The sequence below is a fragment of the Stenotrophomonas sp. STEN018 genome (assembly GCF_056760235.1).
The window spans coordinates 1-18,390 of the sequence record NZ_JBRREK010000044.1; the positions used below are offsets into that span (position 1 = coordinate 1).

Sequence of the window (18,390 nt, forward strand, 5' to 3'; positions counted from 1 at the left end):
CACCTGTAGTGCCGAACCATGCTCGGCAGAGGCCTTACCGGTGGAGCCCCTTGCCGAGCATGGCTCGGCACTACCTGTTCATTACCTTGGGAAAGCCTCTGCCGAGCATGGCTCGGCACTACCTGTTCATTACCCCGGGAAAGCCTCTGCCGAGCATGGCTCGGCACTACCTTTTCAGGCGCGGGCTTCCTGCAGCAGCTTGCCGCCGGCCTTCTTCTCGCGCGCGGCGCGGATGAAGCCGATGAACAGCGGGTGGCCGCCACGCGGGGTGGACAGGAACTCCGGGTGCGCCTGGCAGGCCAGGAACCACGGGTGCTGGTCACGCGGCAGCTCAACCACTTCCACCAGCGTGTCATCCATCGACTTGCCGGCGATCACCAGACCCGCGTCTTCCAACTGGGTGCGGTAGCGGTTGTTGAACTCGTAACGGTGGCGGTGACGCTCGGACACCACGTCCTTGCCGTACAGCTCACGGGCAAGCGTGCCCGGCTTCAGGCGCTGCTCCTGCAGGCCCAGGCGCATGGTGCCGCCCAGATCGGACTTCTCATCACGCTTCTCGACTTCACCGGTGGCGGTACGCCATTCGGTGATCAGGCCGATCACCGGGTTCGGCGACTGGCGGTCGTTCTCTGTGCTGTTAGCGCCCTCCAGACCGGCCACGTGGCGAGCGAAATCAACCACCGCCGCCTGCATGCCGTAGCAGATACCGAAATACGGCACCTTGTGCTCACGGGCGAACTGCGAGGTCAGCACCTTGCCTTCGAAACCGCGATCACCGAAGCCACCCGGCACCAGGATGCCGTCCACGCCGTCAAGCGCAGACAGGCCGGTCTCTTCCAGCTCCTGCGCTTCCAGCCACTTCAGGTTGACCTTGGTGCGCTGACGCAGGCCACCATGCTTGAGCGCCTCGCCCACCGACTTGTACGCATCCTGATGGTCGACGTACTTGCCGACCACCGCGATGGTCACTTCGTCCAGCGGATGCAACGCGGCATCCAGCACCGCTTCCCACTCGGACAGATCGGCCGGACCGGCCTTGTCACCCAGCTTGAGCTGGTTGACCACGATCTCGTCCAGGCCCTGCGCATGCAGGCCCATGGGCACGCGGTACAGCACCTCAACGTCCGGCACACTGATAACGGCGCGCTCGGAAACGTTGGTGAACAGCGAAATCTTGCGGCGCTCCGAATCCGGAATCGCCTGCTCGGAACGGCACAGCAGCACGTCCGGCTGGATGCCGATCGAGCGCAGTTCCTTGACCGAATGCTGGGTCGGCTTGGTCTTCAGCTCACCGGCGGCAGCAATGTACGGCACCAGGGTGAGGTGCATGAACAGCGCCTTCTCCGGGCCGCGCTCGGTGCGCACCTGGCGGATCGCCTCCAGGAACGGCAGCGACTCGATGTCGCCGACGGTGCCGCCGATTTCCACCAGCGCCACGTCAAAGCCAGCAGTGGCCTCGTCGATGCAGCGGCGGATTTCGTCGGTGATATGCGGAATGACCTGCACGGTGGCGCCCAGGTAATCACCACGGCGCTCCTTGCGGATCACGTTCTCGTAGATACGCCCGGTAGTCACCGAGTTCTTGCGACTCAGGCGGTTATGTACGAAACGCTCGTAATGGCCCAGATCCAGGTCGGTCTCGGCACCGTCGTCGGTGACATAGACCTCACCATGCTGGAAGGGGCTCATCGTGCCTGGATCGACGTTGATGTACGGATCCAGCTTCATCATGGTGACCTTCAGGCCACGCGCCTCGAGAATCGAGGCCAGGGACGCGGCTGCAATGCCCTTGCCAAGCGAGGACACCACACCACCGGTAACAAAAATAAGGGGGGTCACGGCTCACTGCCTCCCGGAAAGCCCTAGTTTAAAGGTTGTCGCCAAAACACCCAAGCACTGGATGCGGCGGATTAAAAAAAAGACGCCCCGACCTGCGCCGGGGCGTCCTTGAAACTTAGGAAAAACCGCGTCAGCGACGGCGACGGGCTTCCTCTTCCTCTTCTTCACGCGGCGCCGGCTGGTCAGCCTTGGCCTTGTCCTGGGCAGCAGCGGCAGCGCGGCGCTTGGCCTTCTGCTCGGCCTCGCTCTGCGCCTTGTCGACCGGACCAGCCTGCGCAGCCTCGGCAGCCTTGTCCTTGTCAGCGCTCTGCGCCATCACGAAGGGAACGGCCGCGACAGCAGCTACGGCAGCAGCAACCACACCCAGAGCCAGCAATTTTGACGTTTTCATCCAAAACCTCCTCGGCTTGCCCAGCCAGACACGGCGGGCCTGTTTAGGAACCGCGCACAGCATAACGTGCCGCAGCTGCCCCTGCCCTGAATGCCCTGCGTGCAAAAATCGCCGCCAGACCGCACACTCCCACGTCGATTTGCGCCCTACCGAGATCCATGAACGCCCGTTACAACGCCGCTGACATCGAAGTCCTCTCTGGCCTGGACCCGGTCAAACGCCGTCCTGGCATGTATACCGACACCGCCCGCCCGAACCATCTGGCGCAGGAAGTGATCGACAACTCGGTCGACGAGGCCCTGGCCGGCCACGCCAAGACCGTGGAAGTCACCCTGTTCAAGGATGGCAGCTGCGAGGTCAGCGATGACGGCCGCGGCATGCCGGTGGACATCCACCCGGAAGAAAAGATCCCGGGCGTCGAACTGATCCTGACCAGGCTGCATGCCGGCGGCAAGTTCAACAACCGCAACTACACCTTCTCCGGCGGCCTGCACGGCGTCGGCGTATCGGTGGTCAACGCCCTGTCCACGCTGGTGGAGATCCACATCCGCCGCGATGGCGCCGAGCACCGCATCACCTTCCGTGATGGCGACCGCGCCAGTCCGCTGGAAGTGGTCGGCAGCGTCGGCAAGAAGAACACCGGCACCCGCCTGCGCTTCTGGGCCGACCCCAAGTATTTCGATACACCCAAGTTCAATGTGCGCGCACTGCGCCACCTGCTGCGCGCCAAGGCCGTGCTGTGCCCGGGCCTGACCGTCAAGCTCACCGACGAAGCCACCGGCGAAGTCGACACCTGGTACTACGAAGACGGCCTGCGCGACTACCTGAAAGCCGAGCTGGGCGAGCGCGAGATGCTGCCGGCCGACCTGTTCGCCGGCAGCGTCAAGAAGGAAACCGAGATCGTTGACTGGGCCGTGGCCTGGCTGCCGGAAGGCGAGCTGGTGCAGGAAAGCTACGTCAACCTGATCCCGACCGCCCAGCACGGCACCCATGCCAACGGCCTGCGCACCGGCCTGACCGAGGCGCTGCGCGAGTTCTGCGACTTCCGCAACCTGCTGCCACGCGGCGTCAAGCTGGCCCCGGAAGACGTCTGGGACCGGGTTGCCTTCGTGTTGTCGTTGAAGATGACCGACCCGCAGTTCAGCGGCCAGACCAAGGAACGCCTGTCCTCGCGCCAGGCCGCCGGCTTCGTCGAAGGCGCCGTGCATGACGCCTTCAGCCTGCTGCTGAACCAGAACGTGGAACTGGGCGAGAAGATCGCGCAGATCGCCATCGAGCGCGCCAGCGCGCGCCTGAAGACCGAAAAGCTGGTCACCCGCAAGAAGGTCACCCAAGGCCCGGCCCTGCCCGGCAAGCTGGCCGACTGCATCAGCCAGGACCTGTCGCGCACCGAGCTGTTCCTGGTCGAGGGTGACTCGGCAGGCGGCAGCGCCAAGCAGGCCCGCGACAAGGACTTCCAGGCCATCCTGCCGCTGCGCGGCAAGATCCTGAACACCTGGGAAGTCGCCTCGGGCAGCGTACTGGCGTCGGAAGAAGTACATAACCTGGCCATCGCCATTGGCTGCGACCCGGGCAAGGACGACCTGTCCGGCCTGCGTTACGGCAAGGTGGTGATCCTGGCCGACGCCGACTCCGACGGTCTGCACATCGCCACCTTGCTGGCGGCACTGTTCCTGCGCCACTTCCCGTCGCTGGTGGATGCTGGCCACGTGTTCGTGGCGATGCCGCCGCTGTTCCGCGTCGACGTGGGCAAGCAGGTGTTCTATGCGCTGGACGAGGAAGAGAAGCGTTCGCTGCTGGACAAGATCGAACGCGAGAAGATCCGCGGCCAGGTCAGCGTCACCCGCTTCAAGGGCCTGGGCGAGATGAATCCCTCGCAGCTGCGCGAATCCACCATCCACCCGGATACGCGCCGCCTGGTGCAGCTGACCGTGGATGACAGCGAGCAGACCTCGGCGCTGATGGACATGCTGCTGGCCAAAAAGCGCGCCCCGGACCGCAAGGGCTGGCTGGAGAGCAAGGGCGATCTGGCTTCGCTGGAAGCCTGATCCCGCGCAACTTTGATGCACCGAAAGCCCGCCCTTACCGGCGGGCTTTTTGCTGGCCGCGCCCCGCCTTTTTCTTTTGTGGGAGCGGCGTAAACCGCGAAGCTGGCATTGCCGACAAGACAGGGGCCTTTTGCCACCTGATGATGTGCGAGCTTCGCGGCTCACGCCGCTCCCACAAACAGCACAACAACACCCCGCTCCACCCAACAAAAAACCCGCCATCGCTGGCGGGTTTTTGTTTGCAGGCTGCGAACCGATAGCCTCAGTTCCAACCCACCATTTCGAACAGACGCAGGATCAGGTAAGCACAACCACCTGCCGCCGGGATCGTCAGGATCCACGCCCACAGGATGCGCTCGATCACGCCCAGGCGCAGCGACTTCGGGTTCTTGGCAAAGCCAACACCCATGATCGCGGTGGAGATGCTGTGGGTGGTCGAGACCGGCATGCCGAAGTGCGCAGCCAGGGTCAGAATGGTGGCCGAGCTGGTCTCCGCGGCGAAGCCGTGAATCGGGTGCAGCTTGACCATCTTGTGACCCAGGGTCTTGATGATCTTCCAACCGCCCGAGGCAGTACCGGCAGCCATCACCACCGCACAGGTCAGCACGATCCACATTGCAATACCGTTGCCAGCATTGGCATTGGGATGCATGAAGGCCAGCCACGACGGCAGGTCATTCAACGCACCAGTCGCCTCGGCGCCAACCAAGGTCATCGCGATGATGCCCATGGTCTTCTGTGCATCGTTATGGCCATGGGCAAAGCCCATGTAAGCGGCCGAAACGATCTGCGCCTTGCCGAAGAAGGCATTGACCCAACGCGGACGCGCCATGCGGCCGAGCACACCACCTACACGGGCCATGCCGGCAATGATTGCCCACAACAGGCACATCACCACGATACCGAGCAGGAAGCCGGCGATCGGCGAGGTGATCATCGGCACGAACACCTTCCACAACAGGCCCTTGTTCTGCGCCCAGTTGCCGACGTTCTGCGACCAGATCAGCGCATCCCAGTTGTTATGCGCAGCGGCCAGGCCCGCACCGCACAGGCCACCAATCAGGGCATGCGAGGACGAGGACGGAAGACCTTTCCACCAGGTGATCAGGTTCCAGACGATGCCGCCAAGCAGCGCGCACAGGATCACCTGCGGGGTCACATCGACCACATCGGTATTGAGCAGGCCATTGGCGATGGTCAGCGCGACGGCGGTGCCGGTGAGCGCGCCGATCAGGTTCATGAAAGCGGCCAACATCACCGCCCAACCGGGCGACAGGACCTTGGTTGCCACCACGGTGGCGATTGAATTGGCGGTGTCGTGGAAGCCGTTGATGAACTCGAAGACGAGCGCGGCCAGAATCACCACCAGGACGAGGGTGAGCATAGAGCGTCCCCGTCAGCTGTTCTTGAGCACGATCTGGTAGGCCACCACGCCGGCTTCGCGGCAACGGTCGATGGCCTTTTCCAGGATCTCGAAGAATTCCTTGAGCAGGAACATCTGCAGGTTGTCCAAGCGACCGGAGTAGATGTCGCGGTACAGCTCCAGCATCAAACGGTCAGCTTCGTTCTCCAGCGAACGCAGCTTCTCGTTGAGCGCGGTCATGCGGTCCAGGTTCATGTGGCGCAGGTCGTTGACCATCTCCACCACCACGCCTGCGGCCTGCTCCAGCATCGCTGCGCGCGGGGCGAAGTCAATCTGGTCCAGGTGCTGCACGGCCAGTGAGTAACGGTCGGCAAACTTCTCGATCTGCTTGGGAATCTTGTACAGCGCCGAACCCAGCGCCTCGATGTCCTCGCGCTCGATCGGGGTCATGAAACTGTCAACCAGTGCCTGGCTGATCTTGTCCGAGGCGGCGCGTTCGCGCAGACGGGCGAGCTTGAACGCATCCAGCGCCGGCTGACGATCGGCCTCGCGCATCATGCTGTGCAGTGCTTTGGCACCGTCATAGGCGGCCTGCGCGGCCTCGTCGAGATAGATATAGAACTGCTTGCCGGAGCCAAAGATGGTCTGCAACGAAAACATGGGGAGCCTATTCGCCGTCGCGGGAGGGACGGCATCAGGGGCGAATTATGACGGCTAGATGGCATTCAGGGTATTCCCGGCGAGTTTTTTAGCCCTGAAATGTGAACGGGCGGTCGCACCTGAGCCCCGGCGGTTTGCTAATATCGCCCAGCGCCCTCGCGGTGCACCCTATGGAAGACGACCCTTATCCCCCGCCACAGCGCCGGATCCCGCCCCTGAGCGCCCGCCGCAGCCGCAAGCACCCGCCCTCCCTGTCACCAACCCGGGGAGAGACCCGTGTTTGAATTTTTTATCGTCCTGGCCCTGATTCTGCTGAACGGGTTCTTTGCCATGTCCGAGATGTCGGTCATGACCTCGCGCAAGAGCCGCCTCAAGCAGCTGGCCGGCTCAAGCAAGCGCGCCGCGCGCGCCCTGGCCCTGTCCGAGAAACCCGAGAACTTCCTGTCCACGGTGCAGATCGGCATCACCCTGATCGGCATCCTGACCGGTGTTTACGGCGGCGACGCGATTGGTGGCGCCATCGCCCAGCAGTTGCAGGCCTTGTTCCCGGCCCTGTCAGCCAACTTCTCGCTGTTTGGTGCGGTCCAGCCGTGGTCCGAGTTCCTCGGCAAGACCCTGGCAGTCGCACTTATCACTTATCTGACGCTGATCTTCGGCGAACTGGTGCCAAAACGCGTCGCCTTAACCCGCTCCGAGGACATCGCCGGCATTGTCGCGGTGCCGATGAGCTGGCTGGCACGCATCGCCGCCCCCGGCGTCTGGCTGCTGTCGCACTCCACCCGCTTGGTACTGCGCCTGCTCGGCCTGGGCAAAACCGAGTCGGCCTCGGTCAGTGAAGAAGAAATTCGCATGCTGGTGGCCGAGAGCCACGAACAGGGCGTGATCGACAGCCACGAGCGCGACATGATGAACCGCGTCATGCGCCTGGGCGACCGCACCGCCGACAGCCTGATGACGCCGCGCAACCGTATCGCCTGGCTGGATACCAACGCCGACCCGGAGAAGAACCTGGCTGCCATGCGCGATCATTCGTTCTCGCGCTACCCGGTGTATCGCGGCAACGACCAGGACATCGCTGGCATTCTTGAGGTCAAGAGCCTGGTCACCCGCCTCAGCGGCGGCAGCCACAACCTGTTCGAGAACCTGCGCGAGACCCTGTACGTCTCCGAATCCACCCACGCCATGAAACTGCTGGAGATCTTCCGCGAAGAGCACCAGTCGATGGCGCTGGTGGTCGACGAGTACGGCGAGATCCAAGGCCTGGTGACCATCTCCGACCTGATGGGCGCCGTGGTCGGCCGCCTGCAGGCCACCGAGAACACCGACGATGACGCTTTGGTTGTCACCCGCGAAGATGGCTCGCTGCTGGTTGACGGCTCACTGCCGGTGGATGACCTGCAGGAGCTGATGAACGGTGCCGAGCTGCCGGATGCCGAGGAAGGCGACTACTACACCATCGCAGGCATGTGCATGCACTACTTCGGTCGCATACCGCACGCGAGCGAGTACTTCGACTGGGCCGGCTGGCGCATCGAGATCGTCGATCTGGACGGTGCCCGCATCGACAAGCTGCTGCTGCGCAGGCTGCCGGAAGAAGACACTGATGACACCACCGGTTGACCCGGACGGCGACGCGCCGGACGCCACCCGCACTGAGACCGGCGGCTATCGCAACGAAGGCATCCGCACCCTGCTGGCGATGTTTGAACGCGGCGACCCGGATGAACACCTGTCGCTGGGCAAGGTTCTGCAGGGACTGGAACAGAGCGCCTTCGGCGTATTTCTGTTCATCGCCATCCTGCCCGCCTTCATCCCGATCCCGGGCATAGGCGGCGCGGTCAGCAGTCCGCTGGTGTTTCTGATCGGCAGCCAGCTGCTGTTCGGCATGTCGCGGCCGTGGTTGCCCGGCTTCATCGCCAGGCGCGGCCCCAAGCGCAGTACCGTGCACAAGTTCCTGAGCAAGATCAGCCGGCCGCTGCAGCGCCTGGACCGGATGCTGAAGCCACGGCTGGGCGCGCTGATCGTGCCATTGCCGGCACGCATGCTGACCGGCGTGCTGTTGTTGCTGGTCGGCCTGCTGCTATCGCTACCGATTCCATTCACCAACTACCTGTTCGGCTTCCAGCTGCTGCTGTTTGCACTGGCACTGCTCGAACGCGATGGCGCACTGATGCTGTTCAACTGGCTGGGAGCGATTGCCGCCGGCCTGTTCTTCGGCTTCGGCTCCGGCCAGCTGATCAGCGAAAGCATCGCGCTGTTCGAGCGCATGACCAGCTGACGGCAGGCCGGAGACGGTAGTGCCGAGCCATGCTCGGCAAGGGGCTTTACCAGCAAAAAAAGCACCCCTCCCCAACCCTCCCCTTCGCTGCGCGAAAGGGAGGGAGCAAACTGCTTACGCCGCTCCCACACGCTGCCATGCCTGCATCGCCAGATCGAACGATCGCAACCGCGCAGCCGGATCATAGATGTTGGCAGCCAGCATCATTTCATCCGGGCGATGTCGCTCGACAAAGGCCACCAAGCCTTCAGCCACCTGCGTAGCGTCACCGACGATGCTGCAGGCCAAGGCGCGCTCGACACCGGCCTTTTCATGCGGCGCCCAGAACGCTTCGATGTCATCCACCGGCGCCGGGATACGCCCCGGCGTTCCGCGGCGCAGATTGACGAAAGCCTGCTGCTGACTGGTGAACAGACGCTTCGATTCGGCCTCCGAATCACTGGCCACCACGTTCAACGCCAGAATCGCGTAAGGCGCCTGCAGGTGCTCGGAAGGCCGGAAGTCGCGTCGATACAACGCCAGCGCTTCATCCATCGAATCCGGGGCGAAGTGCGAAGCAAACGCAAACGGCAAGCCCATCGCCGCCGCCAAGCGCGCACTGAACAGGCTCGAACCCAACAACCAGACCGGCACCGGGATGCCGCCACCGGGCACGGCCTGTACCGACTGCCCAGGCTGTACCGGCGCAAAGTAATGCAGCAGCTCGGCAACATCCTGGGGGAACTGATCGGCGCTGTCGAAGTAACGGCGCAAGGCACGCGCAGTAGGCTGATCGGTGCCGGGCGCCCGACCCAGACCCAGATCGATGCGATCCGGATACAACGAAGCCAGCGTGCCGAACTGCTCGGCCACCTGCAGCGGCGAATGGTTGGACAGCATCACCCCGCCCGAACCCACGCGGATACGCGAAGTACCGCCGGCCACATGCCCGATCAACACCGAGGTGGCGGCGCTGGCGATGCCGGGCATGTTGTGGTGCTCGGCCAGCCAATAGCGGTGATAGCCCCAGCGGTCGGCGTGCTGGGCCAGTTCCAGCATGTTGGCAAAAGCCTGCTGCGGGGTAGAGCCCTCGCAGACCGGGGCCAGGTCAAGAATGGAAAGTGGAATCATTCTGCGGTCTCCATGGACGATGCAAAGGACATGGGGTTTGTCCTCGCATTCTCCATGCAGTCACCGCGATTTCCACCGGGACACTGTTTCCCACGCCCCGCCCTTACAGGCTCAGGCTTGGGCCTCGTCCTGCCGGTCCACCAGCGGCTGCAGCTGCGCATCCAGCGCCACGCGTTCGTCGAACACGAAGCAGCGGCCATCATAACCCTCGCCGCCCACTTCCTCGAAGTAGCCAAGGATGCCGCCTTCCAGCTGCAGCACGTTGTGCATGCCGTCGTTCTGCATCCATAGCGCCGCCTTCTCGCAGCGGATGCCGCCGGTGCAGAAGCTGACCACGGTGGCATCGGCCAGCGCTTCGCGGTGCGGCTCCAGCGCGGCCGGCAGATCGGTGAACTTGGCGATCGGCAGGGTCAATGCACCCTCGAAGGTGCCGTGGGCGAATTCCTGCCAGTTACGCGTGTCCAGCATCACCACGCGCTTGCCGTCGTCATCGTGGCCTTGCCGCAGCCAACGCTGCACCGTGGCCGGGGCCACGCTGGGCGCACGCGGGTAATCCAGCGGCTGGCCGTCGTCGCGGCGGAAGCTGATGATTTCCGACTTGAACTTGGCCTTCAGCCTGGCGAACGGCTGCATCTGGCTGTGGCTGTATTTGATGCGCATGTCGGCAAAGCGCGCATCGGTCTTGAGCTGGCTGTAGAAACCATCAATACCGTCGCTGCTACCGGCGAGGAACAGGTTGATGCCCTCCTCCGCGATCAGGATGGTGCCGCGCAGCTCCAGCGCCTTTGCGCGTTCATGCAAGGTGGCGGTCAAGGCTTCGGCATCAGCCAGCGGCACGAAAAGGTAGGCAGCGGTATTAACGATCATGCGCATAGTTTAAACGACCGCCCTGCAGCCGTTGTGGGAGCGGCGTGAGCCGCGAAGCTGGCGATGCCTGAAAAGCCCCAAAACCAACCCCTCCCCAGCCCTCCCCTTGCCTTTGGCAAAGGGAGGGAGCAGAGCTGTAGGGGCGGCGTGAGCCGCGAAGCTGGCGATGCCTGAAAGGCCCCAAAACCAACCCCTCCCCAGCCCTCCCCTTGCCTTTGGCAAAGGGAGGGAGCAGAGCTGTAGGAGCGGCGTGAGCCGCGAAGCTGGCAATGCCTGAAAAGCCCAAAACCAACCCCTCCCCAACCCGCCCGGCCCGAAGGCACAGCCTTCGGTCGTTCACCAGGCCGCGCGCCAGTGGCGCGCAAGCAGGCCTTCTTCACCCCCTTGCCTTCGGCAAAGGGAGGGGGCAGAGAGCAGTCAGCCCCGCAGCAGGAAATACGGCAGCAGCACCAAGGCCGACACAACCACCATGCCCAGCAGCACCGCCACTACAAACAGCGGCCGGCTCCGCAACATCGAACCGAACGTTTCCGCACTACCATCCCGCAACGCCGCCTCGCGCTCGTCACGCACCCGCTGCCCGCGTTCAGCCTGATAGCTCGCCATCAAGCCTTTCGCACGCGGCAGATCATCGTTCTCGCGCAGCCAGATGCCACCGTTGGAAATGCCCCAAGGGCTGGGCTCGGTCCGATACCAGGCGATGCCATTGCGATCGAGCAGTTCGCCGACCTCGAAGCTTTCGTCGTCACCGACATTACGTAGATTGAGCAGCAGTTTGGCCATGCCGCAATGATACCCGGCGGCGATGCGCTACCCTGCACGCCCCTTTCCAACGGAGCGCGCCATGCGCCGTCTGTTCATCCCGCTGCTGCTGTCCCTGCTGGCCGCAGGCTGCACCCCGCCGGGCCCGCCTCCGGGCGGCACCATTGCCAAGTTCGAGCAGATCGACACCGTGCCCGGCAGCGGCGCTGAAGCAGTAGCCGGCAGCAAGGTCAGCGTGCATTACACCGGCTGGATCTACGACGAGCGCAAGCCCGACAAGCACGGCGAGAAGTTCGACAGTTCGTTGGATCGCGGCGAGCCGTTCAGCTTCAACCTCGGCGACAAGCAGGTCATCCGCGGCTGGGACGAAGGCGTGGCTGGCATGAAGGTCGGCGGCAAGCGCACCCTGATGATTCCGGCCGAATACGGCTATGGCAACCGTGGCGTCGGCCCGATCCCGGCCGGCTCCTCGCTGGTCTTCGATGTAGAACTGCTCGATGTCAAACCTCGCTGATAAAACCGTCGCTGTCATTGGCGGCGGCCCGGCCGGTCTGTTTGCCGCCGAGCACCTGCGCGCGGCCGGCCTGGCGGTCAACCTGTACGAAGCCAAGGGCTCGCCCGGGCGTAAATTCCTGATCGCCGGCAAGGGTGGGCTCAATCTCACCCATTCCGACCCGCGCCCACTGTTCGACAGCCGGTACCGCGAACGCCAGGCCGAGGTTGGCAGCTGGCTGGACGGCTTCGATGCCGATGCACTGCGCCGCTGGGCACTGGGTTTTGGCGTGGAAACCTATGTCGGCAGCTCCGGCCGCGTGTTCCCTGTGGACCGCAAGGCCGCGCCGCTGCTGCGCGGCTGGGTTCGCCGACTGAAGGAGCAAGGCGTGCGCTTCCACGTGCAGCATCGCTGGCTGGGCTGGAACCCGGACGGCAGCCTGCGCATGGCAACCGCTGAAGGCGAAGTCAGCGTCAAGGCAGATGCCACTGTCTTGGCACTGGGCGGTGGCAGTTGGCCGGAGCTTGGCTCCGATGGCAGCTGGATGTCGGTTTTGCAGGAATGCGGCGTTGATACCGCTCCGCTGCAAGCGGCCAACTGCGGCTTCGACATCGACTGGACCGCCCACTTCCGCGACCGTCATGCCGGCGCACCGATCAAACCTGTGGTTGCGCACTGGACCGATCTGCAGGGGCAAGCGCAGTCGCTGCAAGGCGAATGCGTGGTGAGTCAGTACGGTATTGAAGGCAGCCTGATCTATGCACTGGCCGCCGACCTGCGCGAAACCCTCAATCGCGATGGCGCGGTGACGCTGGAGCTGGATCTGGTACCCGGCCGCGACGAAGCTCGCCTGCTCGCCGACCTCGGCCGCGCCCGCAAGGGCCGCAGCTTCGGCGAACACCTGCGTCGTGCAGCTGGCCTGGATGCGGCCAAAGCAGGACTGCTGTTTGAAGTGTTGGGCAAGGATGCCGGCAATGATCTTGAGGCTGTCGCACGTACCCTCAAACGCCTGCCACTGCAGCTGCAGCGGCCACGACCAATGGCCGAAACCATCAGCACGGCTGGCGGCGTAAGGCTGGAAGCGATGGACGACGGACTGATGCTCAAGGCACAACCGGGCGTATTCTGCGCTGGCGAAATGCTGGACTGGGAAGCGCCCACCGGCGGCTACCTGCTGACCGCCTGCTATGCCAGCGGCCAGCGCGCAGCCGAAGGCGTGATCCGCTGGCTCGGGTAATGCCGGCCCATGGTCGGCAGAGGCTTCACCGGTAGCGCCGCCCCGTAGTGCCGACCCATGGTCGGCAGGGGTCTTACCGATAACACCGCCCCTTGTAGGAGCGGCGTAAGCCGCGAAGCAAAAAATCATTCCGAGCCAAAAAAGCCCGCAGTTTCATCGCTGCGGGCTTCGCGGCTTACACCGCTCCTACAAGCTGCCGGGAATCAGCACATCTTGCTGGCACGCAGCGCCGCAATGCGGGCTGGCGGAGTGAACGAGTCACTGCGCGCTTCGGCCCAGTATTCGCGGAAAACAGTGTGCTCGGGCACTTTCTTCAGCAATTCACCCGGCGCCAGATAGCGGTACAGGCTCGCCAGCGAGCGGATCTCCACCGGCGATACGCGGCGCAGAATGTGCTCCGGGCCCAGCTCGGAAGGATCGTGCAGGCCGGCAGCACCGAGCAGGTCACGCAACGCACGCATGGTGTTCTGGTGGTAATTGAACACGCGCTGGCCCTTGTCGACCGGCTCCAGATGACGCCAGCGGCTAGGATCCTGGGTGGCGATGCCGGTCGGGCACTTGTCGTTGTGGCAACTCAGCGACTGGATGCAGCCCAGCGCGAACATGTAACCGCGTCCGGCATTGCACCAATCAGCCCCCAACGCGATGGTTCGGGCGATATCGAACGCCGTGGTCACTTTGCCAGCCGCGCCCAAGCGGATGCGGTCGCGCAGGGCCAGGCCGACCAAGGTGTTGTGCACCAGGATCAGCGCCTCGTTCATCGGCACGCCAACGTGATCGATGAATTCGGCCGGTGCCGCGCCGGTGCCACCTTCGGCACCGTCAATCACGATGTAGTCCGGCAATATCCCGGTTTCCAGCATCGCCTTGGCGATGCCGAACCATTCCCAAGGATGACCGATTGCCAACTTGAAGCCGACCGGTTTACCGCCAGACAGCTCACGCAGGCGGGCAACAAACTGCAGCAGTTCAATTGGCGTGGAGAACGCCGAATGCTTGGATGGCGACACGCAATCAACACCCATCGGCACGCCACGGGTCGCGGAGATTTCGGCACTCACCTTGGCCGCCGGCAACACACCGCCGTGGCCTGGCTTTGCCCCCTGCGACAGCTTGATCTCGATCATCTTGACTTGATCGGAGCTCGCGTTTTCGACAAAACGTTCTTCGCTGAAGCGGCCGTTTTCATCGCGGCAACCAAAATAGCCAGAGCCGATTTCCCAGACCAGATCACCGCCGTTCTCACGGTGATACGGCGAGATCGAACCTTCGCCGGTGTCGTGACAAAAACCGCCAAGCTCGGCGCCCTTGTTCAGCGCGCGGATCGCATTGGCCGACAAGGAACCAAAGCTCATCGCCGAGATATTGAACACACTGGCCGAATAAGGCTTTGCACGCTCAGCGCCGATCACCACACGGAAATCGTGGTGCGCAATGCTGGTAGGCGCCAGCGAATGGTTGATCCATTCGTAGTCCACCGCATACGCGCTGCGCAGCGTACCGAACGGCACCACATCCATCTCATTGCGCGAACGCTGATAGATCAGCTGACGCTGCTGCCGCGAGAACGGCACGTCTTCCAGATCGCTCTGCACGAAATACTGGCGGATTTCCGGGCCGATGGATTCGAAACCGTAGCGAAAATGCGCCAACACCGGGTAGTTGCGACGCAGCACGCTACGCCGCTGCAACACATCCCAAGTGCCGAGCACCGCCATCAGGCCGAACAGGCCAACGCCCCAGTACCAAGCAGGCCAATGGGTAGCCAGCGCCAGTGATACTGGCAGCAGGATCAGTGCCAGCACATAAACCAGATAACGATGCATTACCGTCCTCAACCTACACGGATGGCGGATTCTACAACCGGTCGTCCACTACTTGCCTCGGCCAGGCCGATTTCACATCGTAGACCACCATGTCCGGCACACCCAAGGCACGGATCTGCGTCGCATCAAAGGCACGGAACTGCTGATGGGCCACCGCCAACACCACCGCATCGTACACACCTTGCTGCGGTGCCTTCACAAGCTCTACACCGCCCATATCATGCGCATTGCGCGGATCGGCCCAGGGATCAAACGCATCCACCTGCGCACCTGCCGCCGCCAGCATCTGCACCAGGTCCAGCCCACGGCTGTTGCGCAGGTCCGGGCAATCCTCCTTGAAGGTCACCCCCAGCACCAGCACGCGCGCGCTCTGCAACGGCTTGTTCCGTTCTTCGAGCAGGCCACGTACACGGGTGACCACATGCGCCACCACACGGTTGTTGACCTGCCGCGCGGTGTGGATCAGATCAGGGTGGTAACCGACGCTCTCGGATTTGTGCAGCAGGTAGTAGGGATCCACCCCAATGCAGTGACCGCCGACCATACCGGGCCGGAACGGCAGGAAGTTCCACTTTGTGCCCGCCGCTTCCAGCACATCCAACGTGTCGATACCCAGCTTGTCGAAGATCAGCGCCAATTCGTTGACCAAGGCAATGTTCACATCGCGCTGAATGTTCTCCACCACCTTGGCCGCCTCGGCCACGCGCAGCGACGACGCCGGCCAGGTGCCAGCTGTGATGATGCGCCGGTACAAGGCATCAACCACTGCGGCAGCCTCAGGCGTGGAGCCTGATGTGATCTTCTTGATATCCGGCAAGCGCCGTTGACGGTCACCCGGATTGATCCGCTCCGGGCTGTAGCCGCAGTAAAAATCCTGGTTGAAGCGCAGCCCGGAGCCCTGTTCCAGCAACGGCACGCAGACCTCTTCAGTAGTGCCCGGATACACGGTGGACTCGTAGATAACCAGGTCTCCGCGCTTGAGCACGGCCGCAATCAATGCACTGGCACCACGCAAGGGTGCAAGATCCGGCTGCTCGTAAGCATCGATTGGCGTCGGCACGGTGACGATGAAAACATTACGGGTGGCCAGCTCGGCCTTGTCCGCGGTGTAACGTGCGAGTACCGCAGCGCTGAGCTCGGCGTCATCCAGTTCCAGCGTATGATCGTGACCGGCCTGCAACTCGGCAACGCGGGCGGTATCGATGTCGTAACCCAGGGTATCGAGCGATTTACCGAACTCGACGGCCAATGGCAGGCCGACATAGCCCAAACCAATAATGGCGATCTGCGGCGCTGCCGCGGCGGTGATATCGGCGCTCATGCCATCCCCTGAGGTTGCGAACTGGTGCCCGGAGCCGGAATCGAACCGGCAAGGCCTTGCGGCCGGCGGATTTTAAGTCCGATGCGTCTACCAGTTTCGCCATCCGGGCATCGCAATAGCGTGCCTGATTGCGGCCCAATTGTGAATCACGAAGATTAGCGGCGGCGCTGAATCCGCCACCAGCATGGCATCAGCCGATCGCCCGCGAGTAGCGCGCTGGCTGCTGCGCGGCCTTCAGATAACGGTCAAAACACATCGCGATCAAGCGCAGCAAGGGCCGCCCCTGTTCGGTGGCAGCGACCACGCCATCGCAGTAACTGGCCAGGCCGTCCTCCTGCAGATGGCGCAGTGCAATCAGTTCCTCGGCAAAGTAGATGTCGAAATCGACATCATGCCGCCGCGCCAGCGCACGGCCATCCACGCTGCCATGGCACATCAGCTGCTGGATCAGTTCCGCCCGCAGCATATCGTCGCCATCCAACTCCAGCCCGCGCCATACCGGCACGCCGCCCTCGGCAATCTTTGCCTCCCAGTCCTTGAGATCGCGCGGATTCTGGCTGTAGCTGCTATCGATATGACTGATCGCACTGACCCCCAGCCCCAGCAGGTCGCTGTCCGCATGGGTGGTATAGCCCATGAAATTGCGATGCAGGCTGCCTGCACGCTGTGCGCGCGACAGGTCTTCTTCCGGCAACGCGAAATGATCCATGCCGATGTACTGGTAACCAGCCGCCGACAGCCGTTCGACGGCCAGCCCCAGCAGCGCCAGCTTCTGCTCCGGGTCGGGCAGATCGCGGTCCTGGATCTGGCGCTGCGCCTTGAACATATGCGGCAGGTGCGCGTAGCCGTAAATCGCCAGACGATCCGGGCGCGCCTGGATCACCGTATCCAGCGTGCGGCCAAACCCGGCAAGTGTCTGCAACGGCAGACCATAGATCAGATCCACGTTGACCGAACGCATGCCGTAATCGCGACAGGCCTGGATGATGGCCATCGTCTCATCCACTTCCTGCACGCGGTTGATCGCCTGCTGCACCTGCGGGTCGAAGTCCTGGATGCCGAGGCTTGCGCGATTGAAACCCAGCTCTGCCAGCACACCGATGTCATCGACGCTGACCGAGCGCGGGTCCAGCTCGATAGAGAAATCGCGTGCACTGCTCTGGCTGAAATTGAACAGCTTTTCCAGCCCACCAATCAATCGACGCAGCTGATCGGGGGCCAGGAAGTTGGGCGTGCCGCCGCCCAGATGCAGCTGCACCACTTCGCGCTCGCGTGCGAACAGCGGCGCCAACCAGTCCGCTTCCACCAGCAGCTGGTCGACATAGCGTTCGCCCTTGCTGCGGTCGCGGCTGATCACGCGGTTGCAGCCGCAGTAAAAACACGGGCTGCTGCAGTACGGCACATGCACATACAGCGACATCGGCCGCCCCACCGCGTTGCTGCGCGCTACTGCCGCACAGAACTGTGCCTGCCCGTAGCCATCGTGGAAATGCGGCGCGGTTGGATAGGACGTGTAGCGCGGGCCCGGCCGGTCATGCCGACGCAGCAGGTCCGCATCGAAGGTCCAGCCCAGGGCATTTGAGGTCGGCAGTGGCATGTTCATGCTGTCAGCTTGCCCCTGCCCAAGCGCGCTCGCCTTGAGCTAGATCAATTTACCCATTCATGAACGGGCCCAGCCAGCCTTCCGTTCAGAGTATCGGGAACGAGGGGGCGTGGTAGCGCCGCCAGATCGAGCCGGCGACTCGCCCCGCCGCCTCATCGGCCAAGGCCTGCATCGCCGGATTACCCAGCTCCGCCGTGGTCTGCGCAAACAACGCCAGCCATCGCTCGAACATCGGCCATTCCAACCCGGGGATGGCCAGGTGCTTGGGCATGGGCGCGCCATTGAAGCGCGAGGTTCCGCGCAGCAGGGCCGACCAGAAGTCCACCAGCTGCAGCAGGTGTGCCTCCCAATCATGCACCCGCGCCTCGAATATCGGCCCAAGCACCGCGTCCTCACGCACCCGCGCGTAGAAGCGCCGCACCAGCAGCTCCACCTCTTCCTCACTGCAAACATCTGGTCCAGCCCGCACAACACACCTCCTGTTACCTGACCCAAACCGACCATGCCCTGCTTGATCAGGATCAACGACGCCCGCAGGCACAGCCCCTAGCCTTGCACACCGGGTCACCAGCTGGCGCTGAACCGCAGTACT

At 63.4% G+C, this 18,390-nt stretch carries 16 protein-coding genes and 1 tRNA gene; 5 read left to right on the forward strand and 12 right to left on the reverse strand.

Annotation, left to right across the window (positions count from 1 at the left end):
* Positions 1-174 precede the first annotated feature (174 nt).
* Together ACVOMB_RS15695 and ACVOMB_RS15700 are read right to left on the reverse strand one after the other, a co-directional pair.
* A complete protein-coding gene (locus ACVOMB_RS15695; protein ID WP_481532026.1) occupies positions 175-1,839 on the reverse strand; it encodes a CTP synthase in 1,665 nt (554 codons plus the stop codon).
* A gap of 130 nt (positions 1,840-1,969) precedes the next feature.
* Positions 1,970-2,230 carry a hypothetical protein gene (locus ACVOMB_RS15700; RefSeq protein WP_481532027.1) on the reverse strand — a complete coding sequence of 87 codons (261 nt, stop codon included), beginning with the start codon at positions 2,228-2,230 and terminating at the stop codon, positions 1,970-1,972.
* 158 nt (positions 2,231-2,388) lie between these two features.
* Here ACVOMB_RS15700 and parE point away from each other — a divergent pair, with 158 nt between their 5' ends.
* Positions 2,389-4,278: a DNA topoisomerase IV subunit B gene (gene parE / locus ACVOMB_RS15705; protein ID WP_481512989.1), complete on the forward strand. Its 1,890-nt coding sequence runs from the start codon at positions 2,389-2,391 to the stop codon at positions 4,276-4,278.
* Between the two features lie 262 nt (positions 4,279-4,540).
* On the opposite strand, the gene ACVOMB_RS15710 is transcribed toward parE, so the two are convergent.
* Entirely contained in the window at positions 4,541-5,662 is a 1,122-nt protein-coding gene (locus tag ACVOMB_RS15710) for an inorganic phosphate transporter (RefSeq protein WP_481532028.1), read from the reverse strand.
* A gap of 12 nt (positions 5,663-5,674) precedes the next feature.
* Positions 5,675-6,301 carry a DUF47 domain-containing protein gene (locus tag ACVOMB_RS15715; protein ID WP_481532029.1) on the reverse strand — a complete coding sequence of 209 codons (627 nt, stop codon included), beginning with the start codon at positions 6,299-6,301 and terminating at the stop codon, positions 5,675-5,677.
* A gap of 276 nt (positions 6,302-6,577) precedes the next feature.
* Here ACVOMB_RS15715 and ACVOMB_RS15720 point away from each other — a divergent pair, with 276 nt between their 5' ends.
* Both ACVOMB_RS15720 and ACVOMB_RS15725 read left to right on the forward strand, forming a co-directional pair.
* A complete protein-coding gene (locus ACVOMB_RS15720) occupies positions 6,578-7,921 on the forward strand; it encodes a hemolysin family protein (RefSeq protein WP_481532030.1) in 1,344 nt (447 codons plus the stop codon).
* Positions 7,902-8,579 (forward strand): exopolysaccharide biosynthesis protein, encoded by a 678-nt coding sequence (locus tag ACVOMB_RS15725; protein ID WP_481532053.1) that lies wholly within the window; start codon positions 7,902-7,904, stop codon positions 8,577-8,579. The genes ACVOMB_RS15720 and ACVOMB_RS15725 overlap by 20 nt, the downstream gene beginning before the upstream one ends.
* A gap of 114 nt (positions 8,580-8,693) precedes the next feature.
* On the opposite strand, the gene ACVOMB_RS15730 is transcribed toward ACVOMB_RS15725, so the two are convergent.
* The 3 genes from ACVOMB_RS15730 to ACVOMB_RS15740 form a co-directional block, all read right to left on the reverse strand.
* Positions 8,694-9,689, reverse strand: a complete 996-nt coding sequence (locus tag ACVOMB_RS15730) for an LLM class flavin-dependent oxidoreductase (RefSeq protein WP_481532031.1) — start codon at positions 9,687-9,689, stop codon at positions 8,694-8,696.
* Positions 9,690-9,800: 111 nt separating this feature from the next.
* On the reverse strand, positions 9,801-10,556 hold the full coding sequence (locus ACVOMB_RS15735) for a sulfurtransferase (RefSeq protein ID WP_481532054.1): 756 nt from the start codon (positions 10,554-10,556) through the stop codon (positions 9,801-9,803).
* A 417-nt stretch (positions 10,557-10,973) separates the two neighbouring features.
* Positions 10,974-11,339: a DUF6164 family protein gene (locus ACVOMB_RS15740; protein ID WP_481512994.1), complete on the reverse strand. Its 366-nt coding sequence runs from the start codon at positions 11,337-11,339 to the stop codon at positions 10,974-10,976.
* 61 nt (positions 11,340-11,400) lie between these two features.
* Here ACVOMB_RS15740 and ACVOMB_RS15745 point away from each other — a divergent pair, with 61 nt between their 5' ends.
* Positions 11,401-11,832: an FKBP-type peptidyl-prolyl cis-trans isomerase gene (locus tag ACVOMB_RS15745; protein ID WP_481532032.1), complete on the forward strand. Its 432-nt coding sequence runs from the start codon at positions 11,401-11,403 to the stop codon at positions 11,830-11,832.
* The gene (locus tag ACVOMB_RS15750; protein ID WP_481532033.1) at positions 11,816-13,048 is read left to right on the forward strand and encodes a TIGR03862 family flavoprotein; all 1,233 of its coding nucleotides are present in this window, start codon (positions 11,816-11,818) and stop codon (positions 13,046-13,048) included. The genes ACVOMB_RS15745 and ACVOMB_RS15750 overlap by 17 nt, the downstream gene beginning before the upstream one ends.
* Before the next feature lie 203 nt (positions 13,049-13,251).
* Here the strand turns inward: ACVOMB_RS15750 and ACVOMB_RS15755 are convergent, their stop codons facing one another.
* The 5 genes from ACVOMB_RS15755 to ACVOMB_RS15775 form a co-directional block, all read right to left on the reverse strand.
* The gene (locus ACVOMB_RS15755) at positions 13,252-14,874 is read right to left on the reverse strand and encodes an FMN-binding glutamate synthase family protein (RefSeq protein WP_481532034.1); all 1,623 of its coding nucleotides are present in this window, start codon (positions 14,872-14,874) and stop codon (positions 13,252-13,254) included.
* Positions 14,875-14,905: 31 nt separating this feature from the next.
* A complete protein-coding gene (locus ACVOMB_RS15760; protein ID WP_481532035.1) occupies positions 14,906-16,195 on the reverse strand; it encodes a nucleotide sugar dehydrogenase in 1,290 nt (429 codons plus the stop codon).
* 22 nt (positions 16,196-16,217) lie between these two features.
* Positions 16,218-16,304, reverse strand: a tRNA-Leu gene (locus ACVOMB_RS15765).
* 81 nt (positions 16,305-16,385) lie between these two features.
* A complete protein-coding gene (hemN, locus tag ACVOMB_RS15770; RefSeq protein WP_481532036.1) occupies positions 16,386-17,798 on the reverse strand; it encodes an oxygen-independent coproporphyrinogen III oxidase in 1,413 nt (470 codons plus the stop codon).
* Positions 17,799-17,883: 85 nt separating this feature from the next.
* Positions 17,884-18,267, reverse strand: coding sequence for a group III truncated hemoglobin (locus tag ACVOMB_RS15775; protein ID WP_481532037.1), 384 nt, complete (start codon positions 18,265-18,267; stop codon positions 17,884-17,886).
* Positions 18,268-18,390: the final 123 nt, after the last annotated feature.